The sequence below is a fragment of the Arenibacter arenosicollis genome (genome assembly GCF_014397245.1).
Taxonomy (GTDB): Bacteria; Bacteroidota; Bacteroidia; order Flavobacteriales; family Flavobacteriaceae; genus Arenibacter; species Arenibacter arenosicollis.
Genome location: NZ_JACLHY010000007.1, coordinates 131,642 through 152,006, shown reverse-complemented (window position 1 = coordinate 152,006; position 20,365 = coordinate 131,642). Strand labels below are relative to the sequence as shown.

The following is a 20,365-nucleotide window of genomic DNA, read 5'->3' as shown; positions in this document are numbered from 1 at the left end:
AAATTCCTTTAAAAAAAGGGAGAAGTAATAAACCTCCCTCCACCTAAAGTATTAAAAATAAAACGGTTAACTTAGGGTGAGAATTCTTTTAAGGAAGAAACAGGCGGTATGAAAAAAATCATTTTCCTTTTGATAATTATTACTGGCACAACAAGTTTGGCGCAGTCTAAAATAGAAGGCTTTATTTACGACGGGATGGCGGATGATCCACTCCCCTATTGTACTATAAGAATTTACGGCACAAAGGCACATTCTACAATAACGAACGAGGATGGCAAGTTCGCAGTTGATAGTGTTTTCTCTAAAGATTCAATGGAAGTAAGGCACTTAGGGTTTAAAACGATAAAAACAGTGGTATCCTATTTTGAGAAGGAATCCAAACTTAAATTGGAAATGGATGTTTCCGTTTTGGACGAAGTTGTGCTGACCGCCGGCAAAGACGAGGTGTACCCCTATAAACTATTGGCCAGGATAATAGACGTGTACAGAAAGAGCACTAATACTACCGTCAGTAAGGCCTTTTTGACCATGATTTCCTCCACAAGAAATATTCCGATCGAGCATGTAGAAGGCTTCTATAACAGCGAGCAAAATTTGGCAAAGGGAATTTTGGACCTGAGGGTCAAAAGTGGTCGGTTTGGCCAAAACAGATCATTCCCCTTTTATAGCTTGGACAACACGAAAATTTTGAGCGACTTTCAACTTTTTGGGGCCTCCAAGCAAATATTGCCCGATTATCCAGGGAATTTGAGCTTTAATGCCATTGAAAGAATATACAATGTAAAAATTGATGATTGCATCAGCTGTAGCAAGGAGGAAATATCCATTTCGTTTTCCCCCAAGGTGGCCAATGGTAGATTGTTTAATGGTAAAATGTTGGTAGACCCTGAACTGTTGATGATCAAAAAAATAGAACTCTTGGCTGTTGATCCCATAACAAATGCATTGGCTTCCATCAACCCAGATGTAGTGCTGACTCCAAAGGAAATTCAGCTCAATATTGTTTTTAACCCTATGAATCCCGAAAAGATCCAGTATTTGGAACTTCATTTTCAGATGGGTTACAGATCCCAATATGTTTCGGAAATCATCGATTCCCGCACTTTTTTATACTTCTTTGATTACGACACCTTTTTTGAAAATCCCTATTTTACAAAGAAAATCCCTTTTAACAATGATTATGACAAAATGATTGCCTTGCAGGCATCCGATGATTTTTGGGAGACCAACTACCAATTTCCCAAAAGTATTAAAGAAAACAAGTCGATGGATTTCATGAAGAAAAAGGGATTCCTTATTAATTTTAATAATTATATCCCGTTGGATGACCTAAAATATACTAGGCCTACTGTCATTTCGTGGCAGAGCGAGAGAAGGCTTGGATGGGAACACATACATGATTTATCCACGGAAGAAAATGAGGACGGTACATTGAACAATAACCCTGGAAGAAATATAACAACGGGCAAAACCTATGATACGCCGTTTCAACAGCTGCAAAGCAAACCGTCCCCAAAAGACAAAGAAAATATCAATATTTGTTATATGGTGGATAGTTATATAGGTGAAAATGGGAAAGAGAAAATAGTGAGCCGAACTTTGTTGGATATCGATTCCTCTCAATTTAGCTATGAGCGTACAAAAAATAGGCTGGTCTATTTCAATATTATTTTTGATATCTATGAGGTTTATAGGCAATTGGCTGCTTCCCGGATTACGGAGAATACGACCTTTGATGAGGCAAAATCGATTTATGATGAAATGTACAAGGCGGCTTCAACCGAAGTGAAAAAAATGGAAAAGGAAACCCGTAGCGACAGTGACTACGAGGGCTTGGTTAAATGGAACAACCGGATAAAAGCAAAATTAAACATAGACAATTTCGCTTCGGTTAAATAAGGAATTTCTAATTATTAAGGATTTATTCTGGTGGTATTGGCGCATTCCTACCTTGGTCTATAAACAATTCATTTAGACTGTCCCGTAAAGCGGAATTATCATACTGCTTAACAACTTCACTGTAATCTCTTTGGGACGTGGACTTAGTGTTGATAACAATAACACCGCCTACACCCATTGGTCCATATCTGGATATTGCTGCATTTCGCTCGAGAATAGCCACACGGTCTATATCATGTGCCGATAGATACGTAGGTGCGGTCTCTTGTATGAATCCGTCTACATCAAAAATAGCCTTCGGAGGTGTTCCAATGGAATCATATGTGGAATAAGCAAATCTACGTAAATAAACCTTTACTTCAGGTACTCGAACAACCCTCATACTGGGATTGAAGTTCATCAAAGAGGACAAAAAATCTGGGCCTGTTGCCACCAAATCCTTACCGCTGATAACCTGAAAAGACGATGAAGAACGTTCTTTGTTCAAAACCCCCCTTGAGGTTTTGACCAGATTTGTGTTTTGGGGAAATTCGGCCAAAATATCTTTTTGTGTTTTACGTCTCCTTTTCTTTAAGGTCACTTCGTCCAACTCCGTTACCATTGGGGATAGGATTATCTTAAGTTCTTCTCCTGTTTCTGGAACAACAAGTTTATAACTACCATATCCCAAGGAAGAAAACATTAAGACCTCATTGGCTTGTGCATTTAGGGAGAACCATCCGCCTTCATCGGTTTGAGTTCCACGCTGAGTGCCTGTGAGCAAAACATTAACATTTGGAATAGGTGTGTCCCATACATCGGTCACCCTTCCTGAAATGGCCATTTCAGAAGTTTGGGAGTAGATGGGCAAAACAAACCATAATGCTAAAATCGGCAACCAATTTTTCATATTCATTAGATCGCTCAACCTGTTTTGTTGAAATTGAATCGGAAGATAGTTAGTATTAAAGATAATTTAAAATAAAATAAAAAGTGTTCGATAGTACTTATAAAACAACGGTAATGGAATACCATTATGTGGCTATTCAGTTATTGGCTCTGTAAGATTGTTCTTTTTCCGACAGAGAATCTATTACTTTTTTGTGAGTTTGTGATAGATTTTATAGATCCGAACCCGGTAACCTTAGCAATCCTAAAATTTTATCTCTAAAATAAATATCAATTTTATTCGAGAAGGGGAGTTGGAATCCTGTTTTTGAATGAAGAAAAAAGGAGAGATATCATAAAAAGGTCCATTCACCACATAATTTGGCCATTTCCCAACATTAATTTCTTACCACCAATTGTTCAATATACTTTAGCAATGTAGTAATAACGAAATAAAGATTTTTTCATTTTCATATAGTGTTCTCGTGAAAGAGCTTTGTCCTAAAGGATAAAGCTCTTTTTAGTTTAAGACATTTTTAGGCGTGAGAGAAGAGTTGAAAAAGTTATATTGATAGGCCAATTAACTATTCCCCTACTTCAACAATTTGGGCGTTGGCCATAAACAATTCTTGCATGCGTTCCATACGAGCATCGAATTTTGTGGAAAAAATGGCATACTGACATCTGTCCAAACTTTCTGGGATTCTTATCACATCTGAAAAAGGAGTGGGCTTGGATAAGAATTCAGCGTCGTCCACAATAAATAATTTAAGTTTACCTAGATTGATACCGTTGAGGTAAAAAATCTTGCTCAATCTTTTTGGGGTGGCGATAACAATATCAACTCCCTCAAAAATTTCATTCCGCTGCGCTTCTATATTGTGTTCTTCATAAACAGGGTAGATACGAAGGTCCATTCTCCTTGTGAAGCGTTCAAATTCACTTTGAAGGGCCAAAGCTGATTCCTTGTCCTTTACAAAAATTAGCGCTCGTGGGGCATCCTCAAATGCGGTGCATTCTAGTTTTTGAAGTGTACTTATAATTATGGAGGTGGTTTTACCGGCACCTTCAGGGGCTATACCAAAAACACTGGATCCCCCTTTTATTTTAGAAAGGATTGCCTTTTGGAATGGAAGTGGATCTTTTATTCCTTGTACTTCCAATGCTTCTTTTAACTGTTCCTGTATTTTTTTAAATGCCATAACTTAGTGTTAACTACTCCAATTTTAAATCTTCTATTATTGGTAAATATCAAGTTTCTCTTAACAGACCACAACTTTTTATCGCTTCACAACAATAGTTTTCCCAATAAGCCCCTCTACCCTACTTTAGTAGTGTAATAAAGAAATAAAGATTTTTCATTTTCATATAGTGTTCTCGTAAAAGAGCCTTGATCCAAAAGACAAGGCTCTTTTTAGTTTTTAATGTTTCGGTAATTTTTACTTTGGATCAAGACCGTTAAGGAATCCAATTGTTCTTTCCAAAATTTGGTTTACGCTTTTCCAAAAAGGCGTTTCTCCCTTCTTTGGCTTCTTCTGTCATATAAGCCAATCTTGTAGCTTCCCCTGCAAATACCTGTTGTCCAACCATTCCGTCGTCTGTTAGGTTCATTGCAAACTTTAGCATTTTTATGGAAGTGGGCGATTTTTCAAGAATTTCCTGGGCCCACTCATAAGCGGTAGCTTCCAATTCGTCATGCGGAATAACAGCGTTTACCATTCCCATTTCCATAGCCTCTTGGGCGGAATAATTCCTACCAAGAAAAAATATTTCTCTCGCCTTTTTCTGACCTACCATTTTTGCCAGATAGGCGGAGCCGTACCCACCATCAAAACTGGTCACATCCGCATCTGTCTGTTTAAAGATTGCATGCTCTTTGCTGGCCAAGGTTAGATCGCAGACCACATGTAAACTATGTCCTCCTCCAACGGCCCATCCCGGAACCACAGCAATGACCACTTTTGGCATAAATCTGATTAGGCGCTGCACTTCCAGAATATTTAAGCGGTGCATTCCGTCTTCCCCAACATAGCCCTTATGTCCCCTAGCTTTTTGGTCGCCACCACTGCAAAAGGAATATACGCCATCCTTCGTAGACGGACCTTCGGCAGAAAGTAAAACTACTCCAATGCTGGTATCCTCCTGGGCGTCATAAAAGGCCTTATACAGCTCACTTGTGGTCTTAGGCCTAAACGCATTTCTTACATTGGGCCTGTTAAAAGCTATACGGGCAACACCCCCGGATTTCTTATAGGTTATATCTTCAAATTCCTTAACTACTTTCCAATCAATTTTATTCTGCATTTCAAAAATGGTTTAACAGTTATCAAAGATAACATACTTTGCTAAATTCTTTACTTTGATATATTTAGACTAGAGGGTTTTCACTATTGTGGTCTGGTATTTTTTTCCTCGATCCATTTGGACATAAATTTGGTGCTCGCCAGAGTATGGTGCAGTAGCATGGCTCCTATGAAATTATGAGATCTATGCCCAGCTAAATCCTTTTTGATCAGCCCTATCCTATCCAATAATTTTTGCTGCAGAACGGTCTTGTTGTAATAATTATTGATGATGGCAATACCATTCTGTTGTGCCAGGGACCACTTTTCCTTATTTTGATATAAAAGTATGGCGGCCTTAGCAAAATTCTCAGGGTCATTGGCAATTATTCCGTTCCAAGCTAAGTTGCCACAAATTCCTTCGGCCCCTATTTCCGTTGTAATGCTGGGCGTACCGCTCAGCATACCATTTAACAATTTACCTTTTATCCCAGCCCCAAAATTTAAGGGTGCTAAATTCAGCCTTGCCTTGGAAATAACTTCGCTTGCATTATCGGCATGACCCATAATGCAAAAACCTTCTTTAGGATTGTTGAGCTGTTTAACACTATCTGGCATGTAAGCTCCATAGATATATAAATTGGCACTGGTCAATTCACGGCGTATCAAAGGCCATATGTCCTTTTTAAGGGTTTGAATGGCATCAATATTTGGGGCATGTTTGCCATTTCCGATACAAACAAAGTCCTTTTTTTGCTCAAAATCGAGCCAATTGTTCCGTTGTTCCACATCTATTGCATCATACATCATAGGTAAGTGTAATAGTAAGCCATTATCTATTTTTACGGTCTTGGTCAGCAGGTCCATTTCATACAAGGAAATAATCAAACTAAGATCACATCTATAAATACTGGCTATTTCCCTTTTTGTTTGATCTTGATCTAACCAATTTTCGTTGGTAAAAGGAAGTGATTTTTTATGCGACAGCTGTCGGCATAGTCTCAGTGAGTGCAAATCTTCGGTGTCCAAAATGCGGATGGCATGAGGAGTATTCTGCACAACACGCCATCCAAACTGTTCTTCGGTCATAAAACGATCAAAAAGAACTATAGTTGGATTTAAATCCTTTAGGAAAATATTAAAACTGGAATGATTGAGTAAAATGGGTTTTTTACTTACCCCAATGCTCGTTAGGTCATAGGAAAATTCGCTTTCTGCCGCAGTACAGGCGAAGGTTACCTGGTAGTCCTGTTCCAAAAAGAAATGAATTAACTGCAGCATCCTGCCTCCCGCTGCCGTTGTATTGGGTTCTGGCCAGACATAGCCTACGATCAATATTTTTTTATCCATCTTGGGAGTGATCTTTTCTACATTCGCTTAGCGAACTTCTGAGAGATTTTAGAGCGCAATTTGCGTTCATAGTCCTCTTCCAACCACTCTTTGTAGTTTTTGGTATTGTTCATAATACAATAGGAATATTGGCGGACCCGGTAGGCTATCTCTTCTTTCAATTTTTTGGCTAAAATACGGGCGTCAAAAACATCTTTACTATTTTCTACACATATGGTCGCATGCTGTTCAATACTATTTTCCAGAACAGTTTTGGATTTAAGTCCTTGTGCAAAAACCTTTTTATACTCTGCCTTTACATCAAATTCGATATTATTGGACTTACTAAAAAGTGCCTTTAGGTCGTCCGGCATCTCGTACACAAATTCCCGTTCAATTTCTTCATCATTTTTTAAACTTTCCAAAAAGAAATCCGGAAAGTGAAAAATTTCCTGCCAATCAATGGGAGCGTTCCAAAGACCAAATCGGGCTACATTATTTCCTAAATCCACCACTGTAAACTCATTTTTATTGGGCAGGATTCTGGAACCCCTACCAATCATTTGGAAATAAAGCGTCAAGGACTTGGTGGCCCTGTTTAAAATAATGGTTTCAACGGTGGGTTCGTCAAATCCGGTGGTCAATATACTTACCGAAGTTAGTATGGCATCCGGCGTTTTTGAAAACCATTTTAAAATTTCCTTACGTTCGGAAGCACTGTTCTTATTATCCAAATGACGAATATTGTACCCAGCTTTTTTAAAAGTATCATAAACATATAAGGAGGTATTGATACCATTATTGAAAATTAGTGTTTTGGTACCTTTTGCAATCTCTTCATAGGCATTGACCAATTTTGTAAGCATGTTTTGGTTGCCATATAGCTCATCCGAAGATTTTACGGTATAATCCCCACTAATCCCCAATTTTAAACTTTTGAGGCTTACATCGTAGTTATACATATTGGCCTTTGCCAAAAAGTTTTTTCCAATGAGGGATGAAATGGATTCTCCCACGATCAATTTTTGATAGTGGTCCTTCATTGGGAGCTTTATGTTGGAGCTTAAAGGCGTTGCCGTTACCCCAAGAATAATGGATTTTTTAAAATATTTGAATAATTTTCTAAAAGAATTGTAATGGGCTTCATCAATGATTACAAGTCCTATATCATTGATCTTTACCTTATCATCCTGAAGTCTATTGTTCAAGGTTTCAACCATGGCCACAAAACACATATATTGGTCCTGGTCCTGTAATTCTTTTACCTCACTATTAATTATTTTGTTTTTAACACCAAATCCTTTTAGCATTCTGGAGGTCTGGCTACTTAATTCGATCCTATGGGTAAGAACTACTACCTTTTTATTGGTTTTATGAATATATCTCTTGGCTATTTCAGAGAATACAACCGTTTTACCACCCCCTGTGGGTAATTGGTACAAAAGGTTGATATCGTCTGCGGATTCTTCCAAACACTTAAAAATGGTGTTTAGATCCTCCTCTTGATAATCATAAAGGGTTTTTTCTATACTTTCTTTAGGTTGGTCCAAATGGAATAGGCATTTTTATAATTAAGAAAAATCAAACCTTACAAAATTAAGAGTTTTTTACGCTGGTATCAAATTTAAAAAGCAAAAACGTAAAATTGAAGTCGCTCCAATGGTTCATTTAGAGGGACAAATTTCCAATGGAATAAGGAGATGGCACATAAAGAACTAGGCTACAATTGCGAGGAGTTGAACGTAAAAGAATGGCGGCAGGGCCTAATTAGTCTATTATATCCAAGGACCTTGAGAAGTCTTCCCTATTGGGCCATTGGCGCTCTGTGGCAAATAAATAGCAAGCAACAATTCTGTCCTTATAATCGCTAAGCAATGCGTTTAAAGAAATATATTGAACCAGTTCGTTAAATGAATTCCCCATACTTTTATAAAAGGAGTCCGGGACATTTTTCTCCTCCGAAAAAGATTGGGCCACTTCCAGGTTGTACAACATAAGGTCTCCAATTAAATGGGGGTCTACCCCAAGTTTTATGAAGTGTTTTATAAATTTTTGAGCCACAGATCTTCTGGCCTTTGGTCTTTTTCTTTTTAGTGGAAAGTACTCATTGGAGATCTTTATTTTAGCTTCCTGTACCATCTTGTCTTCCTTGGGGTTGAATACAAAATCGTAATATTCCTTTACAGCCGGAAATCTATGATATAGATCTATTAATTGCTCCTCCAGCTCCTTCTTTTTTAATTCTGACAAATATTTGACCAAGGCTCTTTTACTCATTCTCCCTTTTAATTCGAGTTCTACTTAAAAAACGCAATTTCATATTTAAAAAATTAAAAATAACACAAGAAAGTAAATTAGTATTTTAAAAATTGGATTCCATAATGAATATCTTAAACTTCTCATAAATTATGTATAACTAATGCAGCTTCACTTGGAAAAGACGTAAAAAAAAGGTATAATGAGAGATTAACACTTCTAATTCCAAATAACAAATATATATGAGGCAACTAAAGATTATCAAGCAGGTTACGAATAGGGAATCAAAATCACTAGACAAATATTTGCAAGATATCAGTAAAATAGAGTTGATCACTGCAAATGAAGAGGTAGAATTAGCACAAAAAATAAGGGATGGAGATCAAATTGCTTTGGAAAAACTTACGACAGCCAATTTAAGATTTGTTGTTTCCGTTGCCAAACAATATCAAAATCAAGGATTAAAGCTTCCAGATTTAATAAATGAGGGAAATGTAGGTTTAGTGAAGGCGGCCAAGCGTTTTGACGAAACCAGAGGGTTTAAATTTATATCATATGCTGTTTGGTGGATTCGGCAAGCCATTCTACAAGCGTTGGCCGAACAATCCCGTGTTGTACGCTTACCCTTGAACAAGATCGGTTCCATAAATAAAATAAAAAAAACATTTTCGTATTTGGAGCAGGCGCATCAGCGACCACCATCACCAGATGAAATTGCAAAGGAATTGGAAATGTCCGTTAGTGAGGTAAAACAATCCTTAAAAAATTCTGGAAGACACGTTTCCATGGATGCCCCTTTAAAGGAAGGAGAGGACTCCAATCTGTACGATGTACTCCGTTCAGGGGAATCTCCTAGACCTGATATGCTATTATTGCAAGAATCCTTAAACACCGAGATCAATAGGGCTTTGGATACACTTTCACAAAGGGAGGCAGATGTTGTAAAACTGTACTATGGCATAGGTGACCTACAATCTATGACTTTAGCCGAGATTGGGCTTACTTTTGACCTTACAAGGGAAAGAGTTAGACAGATACGGGAAAAGGCCATTAGAAAGCTTCGTCATAACTCTAGGAGTAAATTACTTAAAACCTATTTGGGATAAATGTCAAAAAACAAAGAGGCCGAATAAAACATCGTTTTATTCGGCCTCTTTATTTCTAAATCAATTTGTTTAAGAGTAACTTAATTTACTGATGTTGAAATCGATTAGAATTTCATTTAAATCTTCAATAAAATTTAAATAAGCTGCGTTGTCTGGATTTTGTTTTGCCATTTTAAATAGGGGTTTTAGATTTTGAATTTTGGGTTGTACTACATGTAGTCCAACTCCACTAATTCGTTTAAACTCAAAATTTCATTTAAATCTTGAAGGAATGCTAGGTATTCCTCTCCGTAGGTATCGTATAACATAGTAAGACTTGGTTTTAAATTATTATTGTTTGGGTCAATAATTATACTGTAAACATATTTATTATCTTTTTTTGTACCAATAAATTGTTGTGTATAGTGGGATTTTAGTTGTCAAATGAAGAGATTATTATGTTTTATCTCTTGAAAATTTTATTGGTCAGATCTTTCAACTGCTCTAGAAAGTGGATTTCTTCCAATTCCTGTATATTCCCATCCTTTCTACCAATGGGCTTATCCTGATCAATTAATTTCTCGGCTGGCGCCATATCAAAATCTATTTGAAAAAGGTCATTAAATTCTGTAGTTTCCTGATGCTCTATGTCTCTATCGTTACGGGAGGTCCTATTAAGCCCAGATGTACTTGCCAATGATATTTTAGCCATGTCCTTGCCGGTATTGGTAATTCCAGAGACTTCCTTCGCTAAATCAACCATATCACCCTTTGTAAAGATTGAAGGGTTTGTTTCCCTCCCATCTTCAATATCCCTTAATTTATCTTTAAGGATGGCAGAAACGGACTTGGCTTTATCCCGTACAATCCTGATCGGATAATTGTGTAGGGTCTCCAAGAAGTCAAGCTCATGTTGTTCCCCAATCTCAACAATTTCTTCCAAAAGGATAAGTTGGGATTCTATGTCCAGGGCATTGAACAATCTATTGAAAACATAATAATGGCCAAAGTCCAATTTATTAGAATTCCTTTCTTTCTGGTCCTCATCCTCGGGATACTCGGAAAGGAATTTGAATATTATTTCCTTTATTAGGTTTCCTATGGATTCATTTTCTTCTACGTCCATCATTTCACTTAATAATGGAACCTCACGAATATCTCCCAATTCGGCTATGGCATGTAATAATTTCACCCTTTTGGACTCTCTGTTCGAATAGAATTTTGCTGCCGGTAGTTGCATTCTGCCCAAATCCAGTACATCATCATCTAGAACGATGGTATCTTCCTGCATTTGCTCTTTGACATGCGACTTTAACATATCGCTAATTTGTTTTTTTATAAAGGGATCTATGCCCACCTCGTAATCCACTTCCATATCATGGATGTCAACTATTGGATTGATGACCTCCTTCTTCTCCTCTACTTCACATATTAAGGGTAAAAAATCTATATTTAAAAACGAGGCTCCCCCTTTTTCTGTTGATGAGGTCTTTTTTTCATTTTCGAATTCCTTGCTTATTCCTTCGTATGGGTTAATTTCAAAATCTTCCAGATCTAAAAACTCCATTAAAAAATCTATATCGTGGTTGGTCAATAACCCTTCCTGCAAATCCAACGATGCCTCATCGGTTTCTACATCACTTTGTTTTACCAACGGAATGAAGTCTAGATTTAACTCCTTCCCAATGGTTTTGTCGGCAGGTAAACCGTCTACTTGAAAATTACTATTCAACGGGGTTTCAAAAGTAGGGTCGTCCATAATTGATTTTACGTCTTTTAACTTCCTCTTTTCCATATTATTAAAATCAGGGGTTGTGGTATTGGGAATATTATTGTTGGCTATATTTTTAAATTTCTCAAAAACTTCAATATGTAATTCAAACTCCTCAGACAGCCCATGTATTATTGGTTTGGCCTCATCTTCAAGGTCATTGTTGAGTTCCAAAAAGATATTTGTCATTATACGCCTGTTGCCTGCCTGTCTCAGTAACTTCCACACTTCAAGCTTGAGATCCATTAGAGCCCTGGCCTCAATCATAACCGTTCCTTGCTCATTAAGTATTAGTTGACTTATAATTCCACGTATATGTTTCTTTTTTTCATCACTATGGTTCCATTTTATCAAAAAGCTATTCCTTAAAAGAAATATGATTATTAAATATGAAACGGTCAATAGCACAAATAAGGCTGTTAGATCCCACAATAGGTTGGTATGTATTTTGGGTATATTCACTTATTGGTGTTTTTAGTTTAAATGGCTTCTACTTTCTATTGTTTTTCAACAACATTAATTCCCTATCAATGGCCTTCTCCATTAAGGGATAGGTCAAAAGTAGCTGGTCGTATAGCCTTCCAATTTTCGGCAGGTCCCTATTGGTTCTGCAGCAGATAACAATTTCATCTACAAGAGAATAAAGATTGTCCGCTTTCATCATGGAAAGTCCCGTTTTAACTGTATGGGCGGCAAACCCCAAGCGACTAAAATTTCCTTCGGGGATATAAATATTGGCTTTACCGATAAAGTCGAGCATATTTTGTTTAAACAACCCAATAAGCTCTTCCAATAGTTCTATTTCTCCCATACACTCTTCCAAAATACCGCTTAAACTAAGCTGCAATGTTTCTTTTTTTATTGAAAATTGGTCAATTCCGAAATCGGGATTCATTCCTGGTTTGATTTCCTTACCCTCTTTGTACGGAATGGAAAACTTATATACAGGGCCATTGCCTAATGTGTCCAGCGTTACTATGGAACCATTTAAGATTTCTATTATTCCCTTAACAATGGCAAGACTAATTCCAGAATCATGCAGGCCGGTTTCTGGTTTTTTTAGGAATTCCGTACTTGACTCGATTTGATTTTTTATAGCACCGGTTCCAGAATCCGTTATTTCAAAATCCACTAAATAATTATTCTTATTTTGTTTTCTGAGTTTAATTTTTAAACGGATGCTTCCCTCGTCTATAAGTTTTATCGAATTTCCTAAAAGAGTGAGCAGAATCTGGGACAATTTGGAGGGGTCTCCATTGAGTATTTCAGGTATTTCAGTATCCAAATCCACCTCTAAACCAACATCCTTGTTAACTATTAGGGTATTACAGAGATACAGCGTATCCTTAATAATGCTGTAAAAATTAAAATCTATACTTTCAAACTTCTCTTTTCCTGAAGTAAGTTTGGTGTATTCCAATAACTCATTAATTATTTCCAAAAGGTTATTTGAGGAGTTGCTTATGGAATTAAGTTGTAATATTTGCTCGGATGTGAGCTTACCTTCTTTTAACAGATCAACGGACTCCATAATTCCGTTAATAGGGATTCTAATTTCCGCGCCCACTTTTTCAAGTAGCTTACCTTCTACCCTTTTCAAACTATTTTTTGAAATATTACTAATCTCTTTATGCCCAATGGCCAAGTCAAAATCTTTGTTCTTTATACTTGAAGGAGAAACTTGTGATTTGGGTCCCAGAACTTTTTCCTCTAGTCGAAATTTAAACGACATAAAGGATTTTTTTAATAAGGAGGCTTCCTCAGATGTTAACTCCTCAAAGGAAAAATGATTTAATTGACCTTCAAGATTTGTCAGATGGGATAGTAGGTTGTTGGATTTCAATTTATAATAATTTGGGTTCTGAAAGTCTAAAACTCTCCTTTTAAAGTTCCGTTTACAACTAAATGTTATCTAGGCTTCATTTTATGTTGTCAAATGCCGTTATTTGTATGTATCAAACCCTTTTAGTATGAAGTATTTTATCGGATTTATATGTATTTTAACGATTATCGCCTGTAAGGAAAAGCAGGATAAATCCACAGAATCGATCGAAGAAAAGGCGGAACGAATCCATAAGGACGTTGTTACTATAGACACCCATGTTGATATTAATGTGGCTAATTTTACCGATACCGTCAACTATACCCAAAAATTGGACAATCAAGTAAATCTACCAAAACTTACAAGTGGTGGTTTGGATGTACCTTGGTTAATAGTTTATACCGGTCAAGGCACTTTGGATGCTGCCGGATATGCCCAGGCAAAGGAAAATGCTATGGCAAAATTCGACGCTATCCATAGATTGTGTGAGGAATTGGCACCGGAGACCATAGAACTTGCCTATTCCTCCAATGATGTAAATAGGATTATTAAATCTGGCAAGAAGGTGGCTATGATAGGCGTAGAAAATGCCTATCCTATTGGCGAAGATCTATCTCAATTTGAAAACTATTACGATTTAGGAGCTCGATATATTTCGCTATCACATAATGGGCACAGCCAATTTTGTGATTCCAATACCGGTGAGGCAGATGGCATTTGGTTGCATAACGGGTTGAGCGAGCTTGGTAAAAAGGCAGTAACTGAGATGAATAGATTGGGTATAATGATCGATGTATCCCATGTGTCCAAAGAATCCATGAAACAAATGATAGCTCTCTCCAAAGCACCAATAATTGCTTCCCATTCTTCTGCACGGGCCCTTTGCAATCATAGTAGGAATTTGGATGATGAACAATTATTGCTCATGAAAGAAAATGGAGGGGTAGTACAGACAGTAGCATTTAGCTCCTATTTAAATACTGAAAAGCATGAAGCACGTACTGCCTTTATGCCAGGATTTTATAAAGAAGTTGCAGATTCCATGGGCATAGAGTGGTATGAAGGCGATGAACTTGCCAATTTGAACGAAGAAAAAAAGAAGACCTTTTCGGAGAATTATCCGAAAGTAATTGAAAAGGCCAAAGTATTGTTAGCGACAAAAAGTGACGCACCCCAGGCGGTTAACGTATCGGATTTTGTAGATCATATAGATTATATGGTGAATTTAATAGGCATTGATCATGTAGGGATTAGTTCCGATTTCGATGGAGGTGGGGGTATTGACGGTTGGTCTGATGCATCCGAAACCCCCAATGTTACTCTTGAACTGGTAAGAAGGGGGTATTCCGAAGAGCAAATTGCCAAACTTTGGGGAGGCAATTTACTACGGGTATTAGATCAGGTACAGGAAGTAGCCAAAGGTTTGGGCCAGAGCTAAACTTCCGCGGCCAATCTATCTTTAACAAATTCTATTTTAGTTTTTCCATGAGGCTTGGGTTTACCGTCAGCACCAAGATTTACCATTATAATATTATCCACGGTAACAATTGTTTCCCTTGTCATTTTGTTTCGGACTTCACAGTTGAGCGTTAAAGAGGTTTTTCCAAATTTCACTACGCCTATTCCTATTTCTACAATGTCCCCTTTTAATGCCGTGGACATAAAGTTTATTTCGGACATGTATTTGGTGACCACGCGCTTATTTTCCAGTTGTATAATACTATATAGAGCGGCTTCCTCATCTATCCAGGCAAGTAACTTGCCTCCAAACAAGGTTCCATTGGCATTTAAATCTTCAGGCTTTACCCATTTTCTAGTATGAAATCTCATAACACAGTAATTTTACCGCAAAATTAGTAAAGAAATTTACCCTAATACCTTCGATAAGAAGAAATGTCCACCGATTTAGGTATATCTAAATTACATCCCAACATTTTATTCAAAATGAAAATAAAATAGGTCTATAATAATGAAAATTCCAATAGCGTGACCATGCATCGGTATAATGTTCATAACCTCGTTAAAAACTAAATGGGAATACCTAATTCTAAAAAACATGAATCCCTACCTTTATAAAAACACCAATGATATGAGCGATAGGTCCCATAGTCTTTTGGAAATTCGTCCTATAATCCCTTCAGCCAAAATATCGGAAAATATGAGCAGTGATGAGAGGTTTCAAAATGTAACCTTGCGTCCCGTGATTAAAATGCAAAATGAATTACTGCTCCTGGTTTTTCAAAATTACATCACTAAACATAAAAACAGTTTTTATGAATTAGGGATGCAAAAACGTCTGTTCTTTATAGAAAACGCAATTCAAAAGGACATTAAGTTCAGAAATTCCTTGAAGGGAATTATTATAGGACAGTTTACCACCGAGGAGTATATATTATACATTCAGAACTCTTCCTCTTTAAATAAACGCATGATGCAAATGGTTGTTGAGCGACTTAAAGATCAGGTTCAATTCTTCGAGATTACCGCTTTACAACCGGCCTAATTTCTTAATCCAGCAGGGATTCCCCATTAAGGTTAGTGGTGAGTATCTCGCTCATTAGGTCAAAATATGGGCGTATAGCTCGAAAAGATAGATCTATCTGGGTCATAAAGTCAGGAGCCAAGACTTCCTTGTCAGAAAAATTTCGCACAAATATAAATTGCTTCTTTTTGATCAGATCAATGTTGGGGTGCTCTTTATTGAATCCTGAAGGGCCGGTTTTTAATTCATCGCCCTGGAGTTGGCCCCATATATTTTGAAAGCCCTTTTTATTAATAATAGAACGGAATTCTGATGCATCTGTTTCAAATTCCTTCCGTATTCTAAACAAGTCTTCTTTATTTGGTTCCCAAAATCCGGTCGCTATAAAAGTTTCACCGGGCTTTATACGTAGATAGTACCCTCCTCGCAACCTAAGGCCGGCTCTGGAAAAAGATCCCGCAAAATGGGTCTTGTAAGGAGTTTTGTCTTTGGAAAAGCGAACATCCCTGTATATCCGGAACATTTTTAATTTTTCAATATCATCATGGACTTTCAACTTGTTCATCAAAGAGGTATAAAAACTTTTCACCCCGGATTCGAGCGCCTTGAATTCACTTTTGTGCTCCGTGAACCATTCCCTGGAATTGTTTTTTTTTAGATTTTCCAAAAATTGAAAAACATCTTTAGTAATTACCTCCTGTTGTATACGACTCATAAGACATTATCTTTGTGCTAAAGTTAACCAAATTAGCACAAGGTGATTTTGAAATAATGGTTAATTTTGAACATATAATTAAAAGTGCAAATGGATAAAGCATCTATAATAAAAAATATTAAGGAGCATAAAAATCAGCCTAACCTCAGGTTTGAGCTAAAGGAAAGAACGGAATTATTTACCAACCGTTTGTTTTATACCTTGTTCGATATAGACACCCCCGTGGACGAAAATCTGGATCTATTGGAAAAAGAATTTGAAGCGTTGGTGAATCTGGCGTGTTGGCAGGTGGAGAAACCTTGCAAAAGGGTTTGGGAAAATTTTGTGGTCCGTTTACCCGAGATTTTGGAAAAATTGAATTTGGATGCGGAGGCTATTGTAAAATGTGATCCCGCTTCCCTTTCCATTGAAGAAGTCTATATGGCCTATCCCGGTTTTTATGCCATCGCCATTTATAGGTTGGCGCATGAACTATATGTAGAAGGCTTTCCGTTGGTTCCCAGGTTAATGACGGAATATGCACATAGGCAAACTGGGGTAGATATTAATCCAGGTGCACAAATAGGAAAATCCTTTTTTATAGATCATGCTACAGGTGTGGTCATTGGTGAAACCGCGATGATTAAAAATAATGTAAAAATCTATCAAGGGGTAACCTTGGGGGCTTTGTATGTAGCCAAAAAACTTCAAAAAACCAAAAGGCACCCAACGATTGAAGACAATGTCACCATTTATGCCAATGCCACTATCCTTGGAGGAGAAACAGTTATTGGAGAAAATTCCGTTATTGGAGGAAATGCCTGGATAACAGAATCTGTACCCGCCAATTCAACAGTTTATCATTCTCCAATTATTAAAATAAAAACCTTACCGCATGTCTCATAGTATTTTGGATATTATAGGGAACACTCCCTTGGTAATATCAAAAGTTGTTAATACAAACCCCAATGTTAAACTGCTTTTTAAACTAGAGGGCAACAATCCAGGTGGAAGTGTGAAAGATCGCGCAGCTTTTAATATGATCAAAGGTGGATTGGAAAGGGGCGATTTTGATACCAACTCCAAGTTAATAGAAGCTACTAGTGGTAATACTGGAATTGCCTTGGCAATGATTGCCGGTATTTACGGATTGGATATTGAATTGGTAATGCCCGAAAATTCCACCAAGGAAAGAGTACAGACTATGAGGGCGTATGGAGCCAAAGTAACCCTTACTCCTGCCGATGTAGGTATTGAAGGCGCCAGGGATTATGCGGAGCTAAAAGTTAAGGAAGAAGGTTATGTAATGATCAATCAGTTTTCCAATGATGACAATTGGAAGGCACATTATAAAAGCACCGGCCCAGAAATTTGGAAGGATACCCAAGGGGAGATCACCCATTTTGTGTCTTCCATGGGTACCACGGGAACTATAATGGGAACCTCTACCTATTTGAAGGAAAAGAATTCCAATATTCAGATCGTTGGGGTGCAACCCGCCGATGAAGCCAAGATTCCAGGAATACGTAAATGGCCCGAAGAATATCTTCCTAAAATTTTTAACCCCAAGAAAGTGGACACCGTTATGGAGGTTACAGAAGAGGAAGCAAGGGACATGGCCAAGCGATTGGCTAAGGAAGAAGGTATTTTTGCAGGAATGAGCAGTGGTGGAGCTGCCGCAGCAGCAGTGAAACTTGCCCAAAGTTTGGAAAAAGGGGTCATTGTGTCTATTGTGTGCGACCGTGGCGACCGTTATCTGTCCTCGGATTTGTTCGATTGATTATAAGCGATTTATCCCAAATCTACAGCCATCTCTTGTTTTTAAAGTAAAATAGCATACCGATAAAAATTACTATCATGAGACCCCATACATAGAAATATCCATTGGGATACTTCAATTCTGGGATATGTTCAAAATTCATTCCGTATACGCCAACAATAAAGGTAAGAGGAATAAAGATGGAGGCCATAATGGTAAGTACTTTCATCACCTCGTTCATTTTATTGCTCATGTTGCTCATATACATTTCCATAAGGCTCATGGACATTTCCCTGAATATATTGAGGCTTTCATTAATTTCTGTGCAATGATCCATGGTATCCCTGAGAAATAGTTTGGTGTCATCGCTAATTAAGGCATGTTCCGTATCCATTAGTTTACTTATCAACTCTTTTACAGGATAAATATACCGTCTGATCCTAAGTATTTCCTTCTTTAAGTCCTGTATGGCATGGGCAGTTTTAGGACTGGGATTGTCGTATATCTCTTCCTCTAGATAGTCAATTTTTTGATTTACATTCTCCAGGACCACAAAATAATTGTCTATTATGGCATCCAAGAGTGCAAAAAATAGGTAGTCGGCGTTTTTGGTTCTAATTCTCCCAGTTTTGTGCCTTGCCCTTTCCCGAACACTATTAAAAACGTCTTCTTGCAATTCTTGGAATACAAGAACGGTATTTTCCATCAAAACCATAGCCAAATGTTCTGTTACCAATTCACTGTTTTCATCTACATAAAGCATTTTGAAGGAACCAAAAATATAATGGTCGTATTCATCTATTTTGGGACGTTGATGGGTATTAACAACGTCTTCCGTGGTTAATGGGTTAAGTGAAAGCGAATTTCCCAAATTTTCAATGAATTTCTCATCGCTTATTCCAATAACATTGATCCAAGAAGTGGAAAGTGATACTTTGTGTTCTATAATTTTATTAAAATTGGATGGCTCGTAAACATCAATGGTAGATTCCTTAATGTCCTGCTTATTGTATTCCATTATGTTCACAAGACTCTTTACACCTCCCCTATTACCCAAATAGGTGACCGTCCCGGGAGACTTACCGGTCTTAATATGTCTTATGGATTGCCGTTTATGTGTTGGTTTCTTTTTGGCCATAGGTTGTAATCTTAATTTAATATTCTAATCGCAATTATTTCTTAGCACTAATTTATGAAATCCAACCGGCGAAATACGGACTTGTCATTATTTTAAAGAATAATTTCAAAATTTCCCGTCAGATTTTTTTCGGAGCATCTATTTAAATTTTAGGTCGTTCAGTAATAAACCTGATCCAGGGGCAACAAAGGTCAAGACAGTTGTGTTTTCCTTTTTTAGGGACTCTTTAATATCCAAAGCCGTAAGTTCGCCTTTTCCTACTTGGATCAAAGCGCCCATAATCATCCTAATCTGATATCTCATAAAGCCGGCTCCAGTGATATGTAGAGCATAACTAATTTCTGGAAAAAAATTGGCCTCCAAAATATTGTTTCTCTTTAGTTCACAGGATTCTATGGTTCTAAGCACTTTTGTGTTTGGTTGGAGTCGGGCCGTGTAGGATGAAAAATCGTGGGTCCCAACAAATAGTTGGGCACAGTCCGTCATTAAATCCACATTGAGATCTTCTATAATATTTGCTAAAAAGGGAGCACAAAAAGGGTGATTTTTTTGTCCAAAAGAGAAAAGATAAACGTATTCCTTTAGCTTACTTTCTTTGATGATATTGAAGTTTTCAGTAACCTGATCTATACTGATTATCCGAATATCCGGTGGCAGGTTTATATTAAAGTCATGCATAAATTCTTTAAGGTCATTTAGCGGTTCCTTATCCAAAAATAATTCAAAGGCAGTGTTTAAAGCAGATACTTTGGCGTCTGTCCTACCAGCTCCCAGAATTTTAAATTTAGCATTGGGCAAAACAAATTTTAGGGTCTTTACCAGCATACCCTCAACAGTTTTTTGATTAGGTTGTTTTTGCCAGCCACTAAACCTGAAACCCAAAAATTGAACATGAATTAAATAGTAAAAACGAGGTGTTTGCATCCAGTTTTAATTAGTAAAAAATCAAATCAGGCCTAATGCGCTCAAAATCAACGTGTA

Annotated in this window: 18 protein-coding genes; 6 read left to right on the top strand and 12 right to left on the bottom strand. The window is 37.3% G+C overall.

The features are described from left to right. The first annotated feature begins 108 nt into the window (after positions 1–108). Positions 109–1,899: a carboxypeptidase-like regulatory domain-containing protein gene (locus tag H4O18_RS09440; RefSeq protein WP_187583854.1), complete on the top strand. Its 1,791-nt coding sequence runs from the start codon at positions 109–111 to the stop codon at positions 1,897–1,899. Positions 1,900–1,921: 22 nt separating this feature from the next. On the opposite strand, the gene H4O18_RS09435 is transcribed toward H4O18_RS09440, so the two are convergent. The 6 genes from H4O18_RS09435 to H4O18_RS09410 form a co-directional block, all read right to left on the bottom strand. After that, positions 1,922–2,794, bottom strand: a complete 873-nt coding sequence (locus H4O18_RS09435; RefSeq protein WP_187583852.1) for a carboxypeptidase-like regulatory domain-containing protein — start codon at positions 2,792–2,794, stop codon at positions 1,922–1,924. A gap of 556 nt (positions 2,795–3,350) precedes the next feature. After that, positions 3,351–3,968: a DEAD/DEAH box helicase gene (locus H4O18_RS09430; protein WP_187583850.1), complete on the bottom strand. Its 618-nt coding sequence runs from the start codon at positions 3,966–3,968 to the stop codon at positions 3,351–3,353. Positions 3,969–4,224: 256 nt separating this feature from the next. Beyond that, positions 4,225–5,070, bottom strand: a complete 846-nt coding sequence (locus tag H4O18_RS09425) for a 1,4-dihydroxy-2-naphthoyl-CoA synthase (RefSeq protein ID WP_222942380.1) — start codon at positions 5,068–5,070, stop codon at positions 4,225–4,227. Positions 5,071–5,153: 83 nt separating this feature from the next. Continuing rightward, positions 5,154–6,398 carry a glycosyltransferase gene (locus H4O18_RS09420; protein WP_187583848.1) on the bottom strand — a complete coding sequence of 415 codons (1,245 nt, stop codon included), beginning with the start codon at positions 6,396–6,398 and terminating at the stop codon, positions 5,154–5,156. A gap of 17 nt (positions 6,399–6,415) precedes the next feature. Next, positions 6,416–7,927: a DEAD/DEAH box helicase gene (locus H4O18_RS09415; RefSeq protein WP_187583846.1), complete on the bottom strand. Its 1,512-nt coding sequence runs from the start codon at positions 7,925–7,927 to the stop codon at positions 6,416–6,418. Positions 7,928–8,144: 217 nt separating this feature from the next. Beyond that, positions 8,145–8,654 carry a DUF6155 family protein gene (locus tag H4O18_RS09410; RefSeq protein ID WP_187583844.1) on the bottom strand — a complete coding sequence of 170 codons (510 nt, stop codon included), beginning with the start codon at positions 8,652–8,654 and terminating at the stop codon, positions 8,145–8,147. A gap of 221 nt (positions 8,655–8,875) precedes the next feature. Between H4O18_RS09410 and H4O18_RS09405 the strand changes: the two genes are divergently transcribed. Continuing rightward, on the top strand, positions 8,876–9,739 hold the full coding sequence (locus tag H4O18_RS09405) for a sigma-70 family RNA polymerase sigma factor (RefSeq protein WP_187583842.1): 864 nt from the start codon (positions 8,876–8,878) through the stop codon (positions 9,737–9,739). Positions 9,740–10,181: 442 nt separating this feature from the next. Here the strand turns inward: H4O18_RS09405 and H4O18_RS09400 are convergent, their stop codons facing one another. Continuing rightward, positions 10,182–11,951: a hypothetical protein gene (locus tag H4O18_RS09400; RefSeq protein WP_187583840.1), complete on the bottom strand. Its 1,770-nt coding sequence runs from the start codon at positions 11,949–11,951 to the stop codon at positions 10,182–10,184. Between the two features lie 28 nt (positions 11,952–11,979). Beyond that, the gene (locus H4O18_RS09395; RefSeq protein WP_187583838.1) at positions 11,980–13,221 is read right to left on the bottom strand and encodes an ATP-binding protein; all 1,242 of its coding nucleotides are present in this window, start codon (positions 13,219–13,221) and stop codon (positions 11,980–11,982) included. Positions 13,222–13,459: 238 nt separating this feature from the next. Between H4O18_RS09395 and H4O18_RS09390 the strand changes: the two genes are divergently transcribed. Then, positions 13,460–14,749: a dipeptidase gene (locus tag H4O18_RS09390; RefSeq protein ID WP_187583836.1), complete on the top strand. Its 1,290-nt coding sequence runs from the start codon at positions 13,460–13,462 to the stop codon at positions 14,747–14,749. Here the strand turns inward: H4O18_RS09390 and H4O18_RS09385 are convergent. Further along, the gene (locus H4O18_RS09385) at positions 14,746–15,141 is read right to left on the bottom strand and encodes an acyl-CoA thioesterase (RefSeq protein ID WP_103475062.1); all 396 of its coding nucleotides are present in this window, start codon (positions 15,139–15,141) and stop codon (positions 14,746–14,748) included. The two genes, H4O18_RS09390 and H4O18_RS09385, sit on opposite strands and share 4 nt — an antisense overlap. Positions 15,142–15,400: 259 nt before the next feature. Here H4O18_RS09385 and H4O18_RS09380 point away from each other — a divergent pair, with 259 nt between their 5' ends. Further along, the gene (locus H4O18_RS09380; RefSeq protein WP_187583945.1) at positions 15,401–15,814 is read left to right on the top strand and encodes a glyoxalase; all 414 of its coding nucleotides are present in this window, start codon (positions 15,401–15,403) and stop codon (positions 15,812–15,814) included. 4 nt (positions 15,815–15,818) lie between these two features. Here the strand turns inward: H4O18_RS09380 and H4O18_RS09375 are convergent, their stop codons facing one another. After that, on the bottom strand, positions 15,819–16,508 hold the full coding sequence (locus tag H4O18_RS09375) for a DUF2461 domain-containing protein (protein ID WP_222942379.1): 690 nt from the start codon (positions 16,506–16,508) through the stop codon (positions 15,819–15,821). A gap of 90 nt (positions 16,509–16,598) precedes the next feature. Here H4O18_RS09375 and epsC point away from each other — a divergent pair, with 90 nt between their 5' ends. Both epsC and cysM read left to right on the top strand, forming a co-directional pair. Beyond that, positions 16,599–17,393, top strand: a complete 795-nt coding sequence (gene epsC / locus H4O18_RS09370; RefSeq protein WP_187583834.1) for a serine O-acetyltransferase EpsC — start codon at positions 16,599–16,601, stop codon at positions 17,391–17,393. Beyond that, positions 17,383–18,267 carry a cysteine synthase CysM gene (gene cysM, locus H4O18_RS09365; protein ID WP_187583832.1) on the top strand — a complete coding sequence of 295 codons (885 nt, stop codon included), beginning with the start codon at positions 17,383–17,385 and terminating at the stop codon, positions 18,265–18,267. Before epsC ends, cysM begins: the two co-directional genes overlap by 11 nt. A gap of 22 nt (positions 18,268–18,289) precedes the next feature. On the opposite strand, the gene corA is transcribed toward cysM, so the two are convergent. Both corA and H4O18_RS09355 read right to left on the bottom strand, forming a co-directional pair. Further along, on the bottom strand, positions 18,290–19,384 hold the full coding sequence (corA, locus tag H4O18_RS09360) for a magnesium/cobalt transporter CorA (RefSeq protein ID WP_187583829.1): 1,095 nt from the start codon (positions 19,382–19,384) through the stop codon (positions 18,290–18,292). Positions 19,385–19,522: 138 nt separating this feature from the next. Further along, positions 19,523–20,308 carry a tRNA pseudouridine synthase A gene (locus H4O18_RS09355; RefSeq protein ID WP_187583827.1) on the bottom strand — a complete coding sequence of 262 codons (786 nt, stop codon included), beginning with the start codon at positions 20,306–20,308 and terminating at the stop codon, positions 19,523–19,525. Positions 20,309–20,365 lie beyond the last annotated feature (57 nt).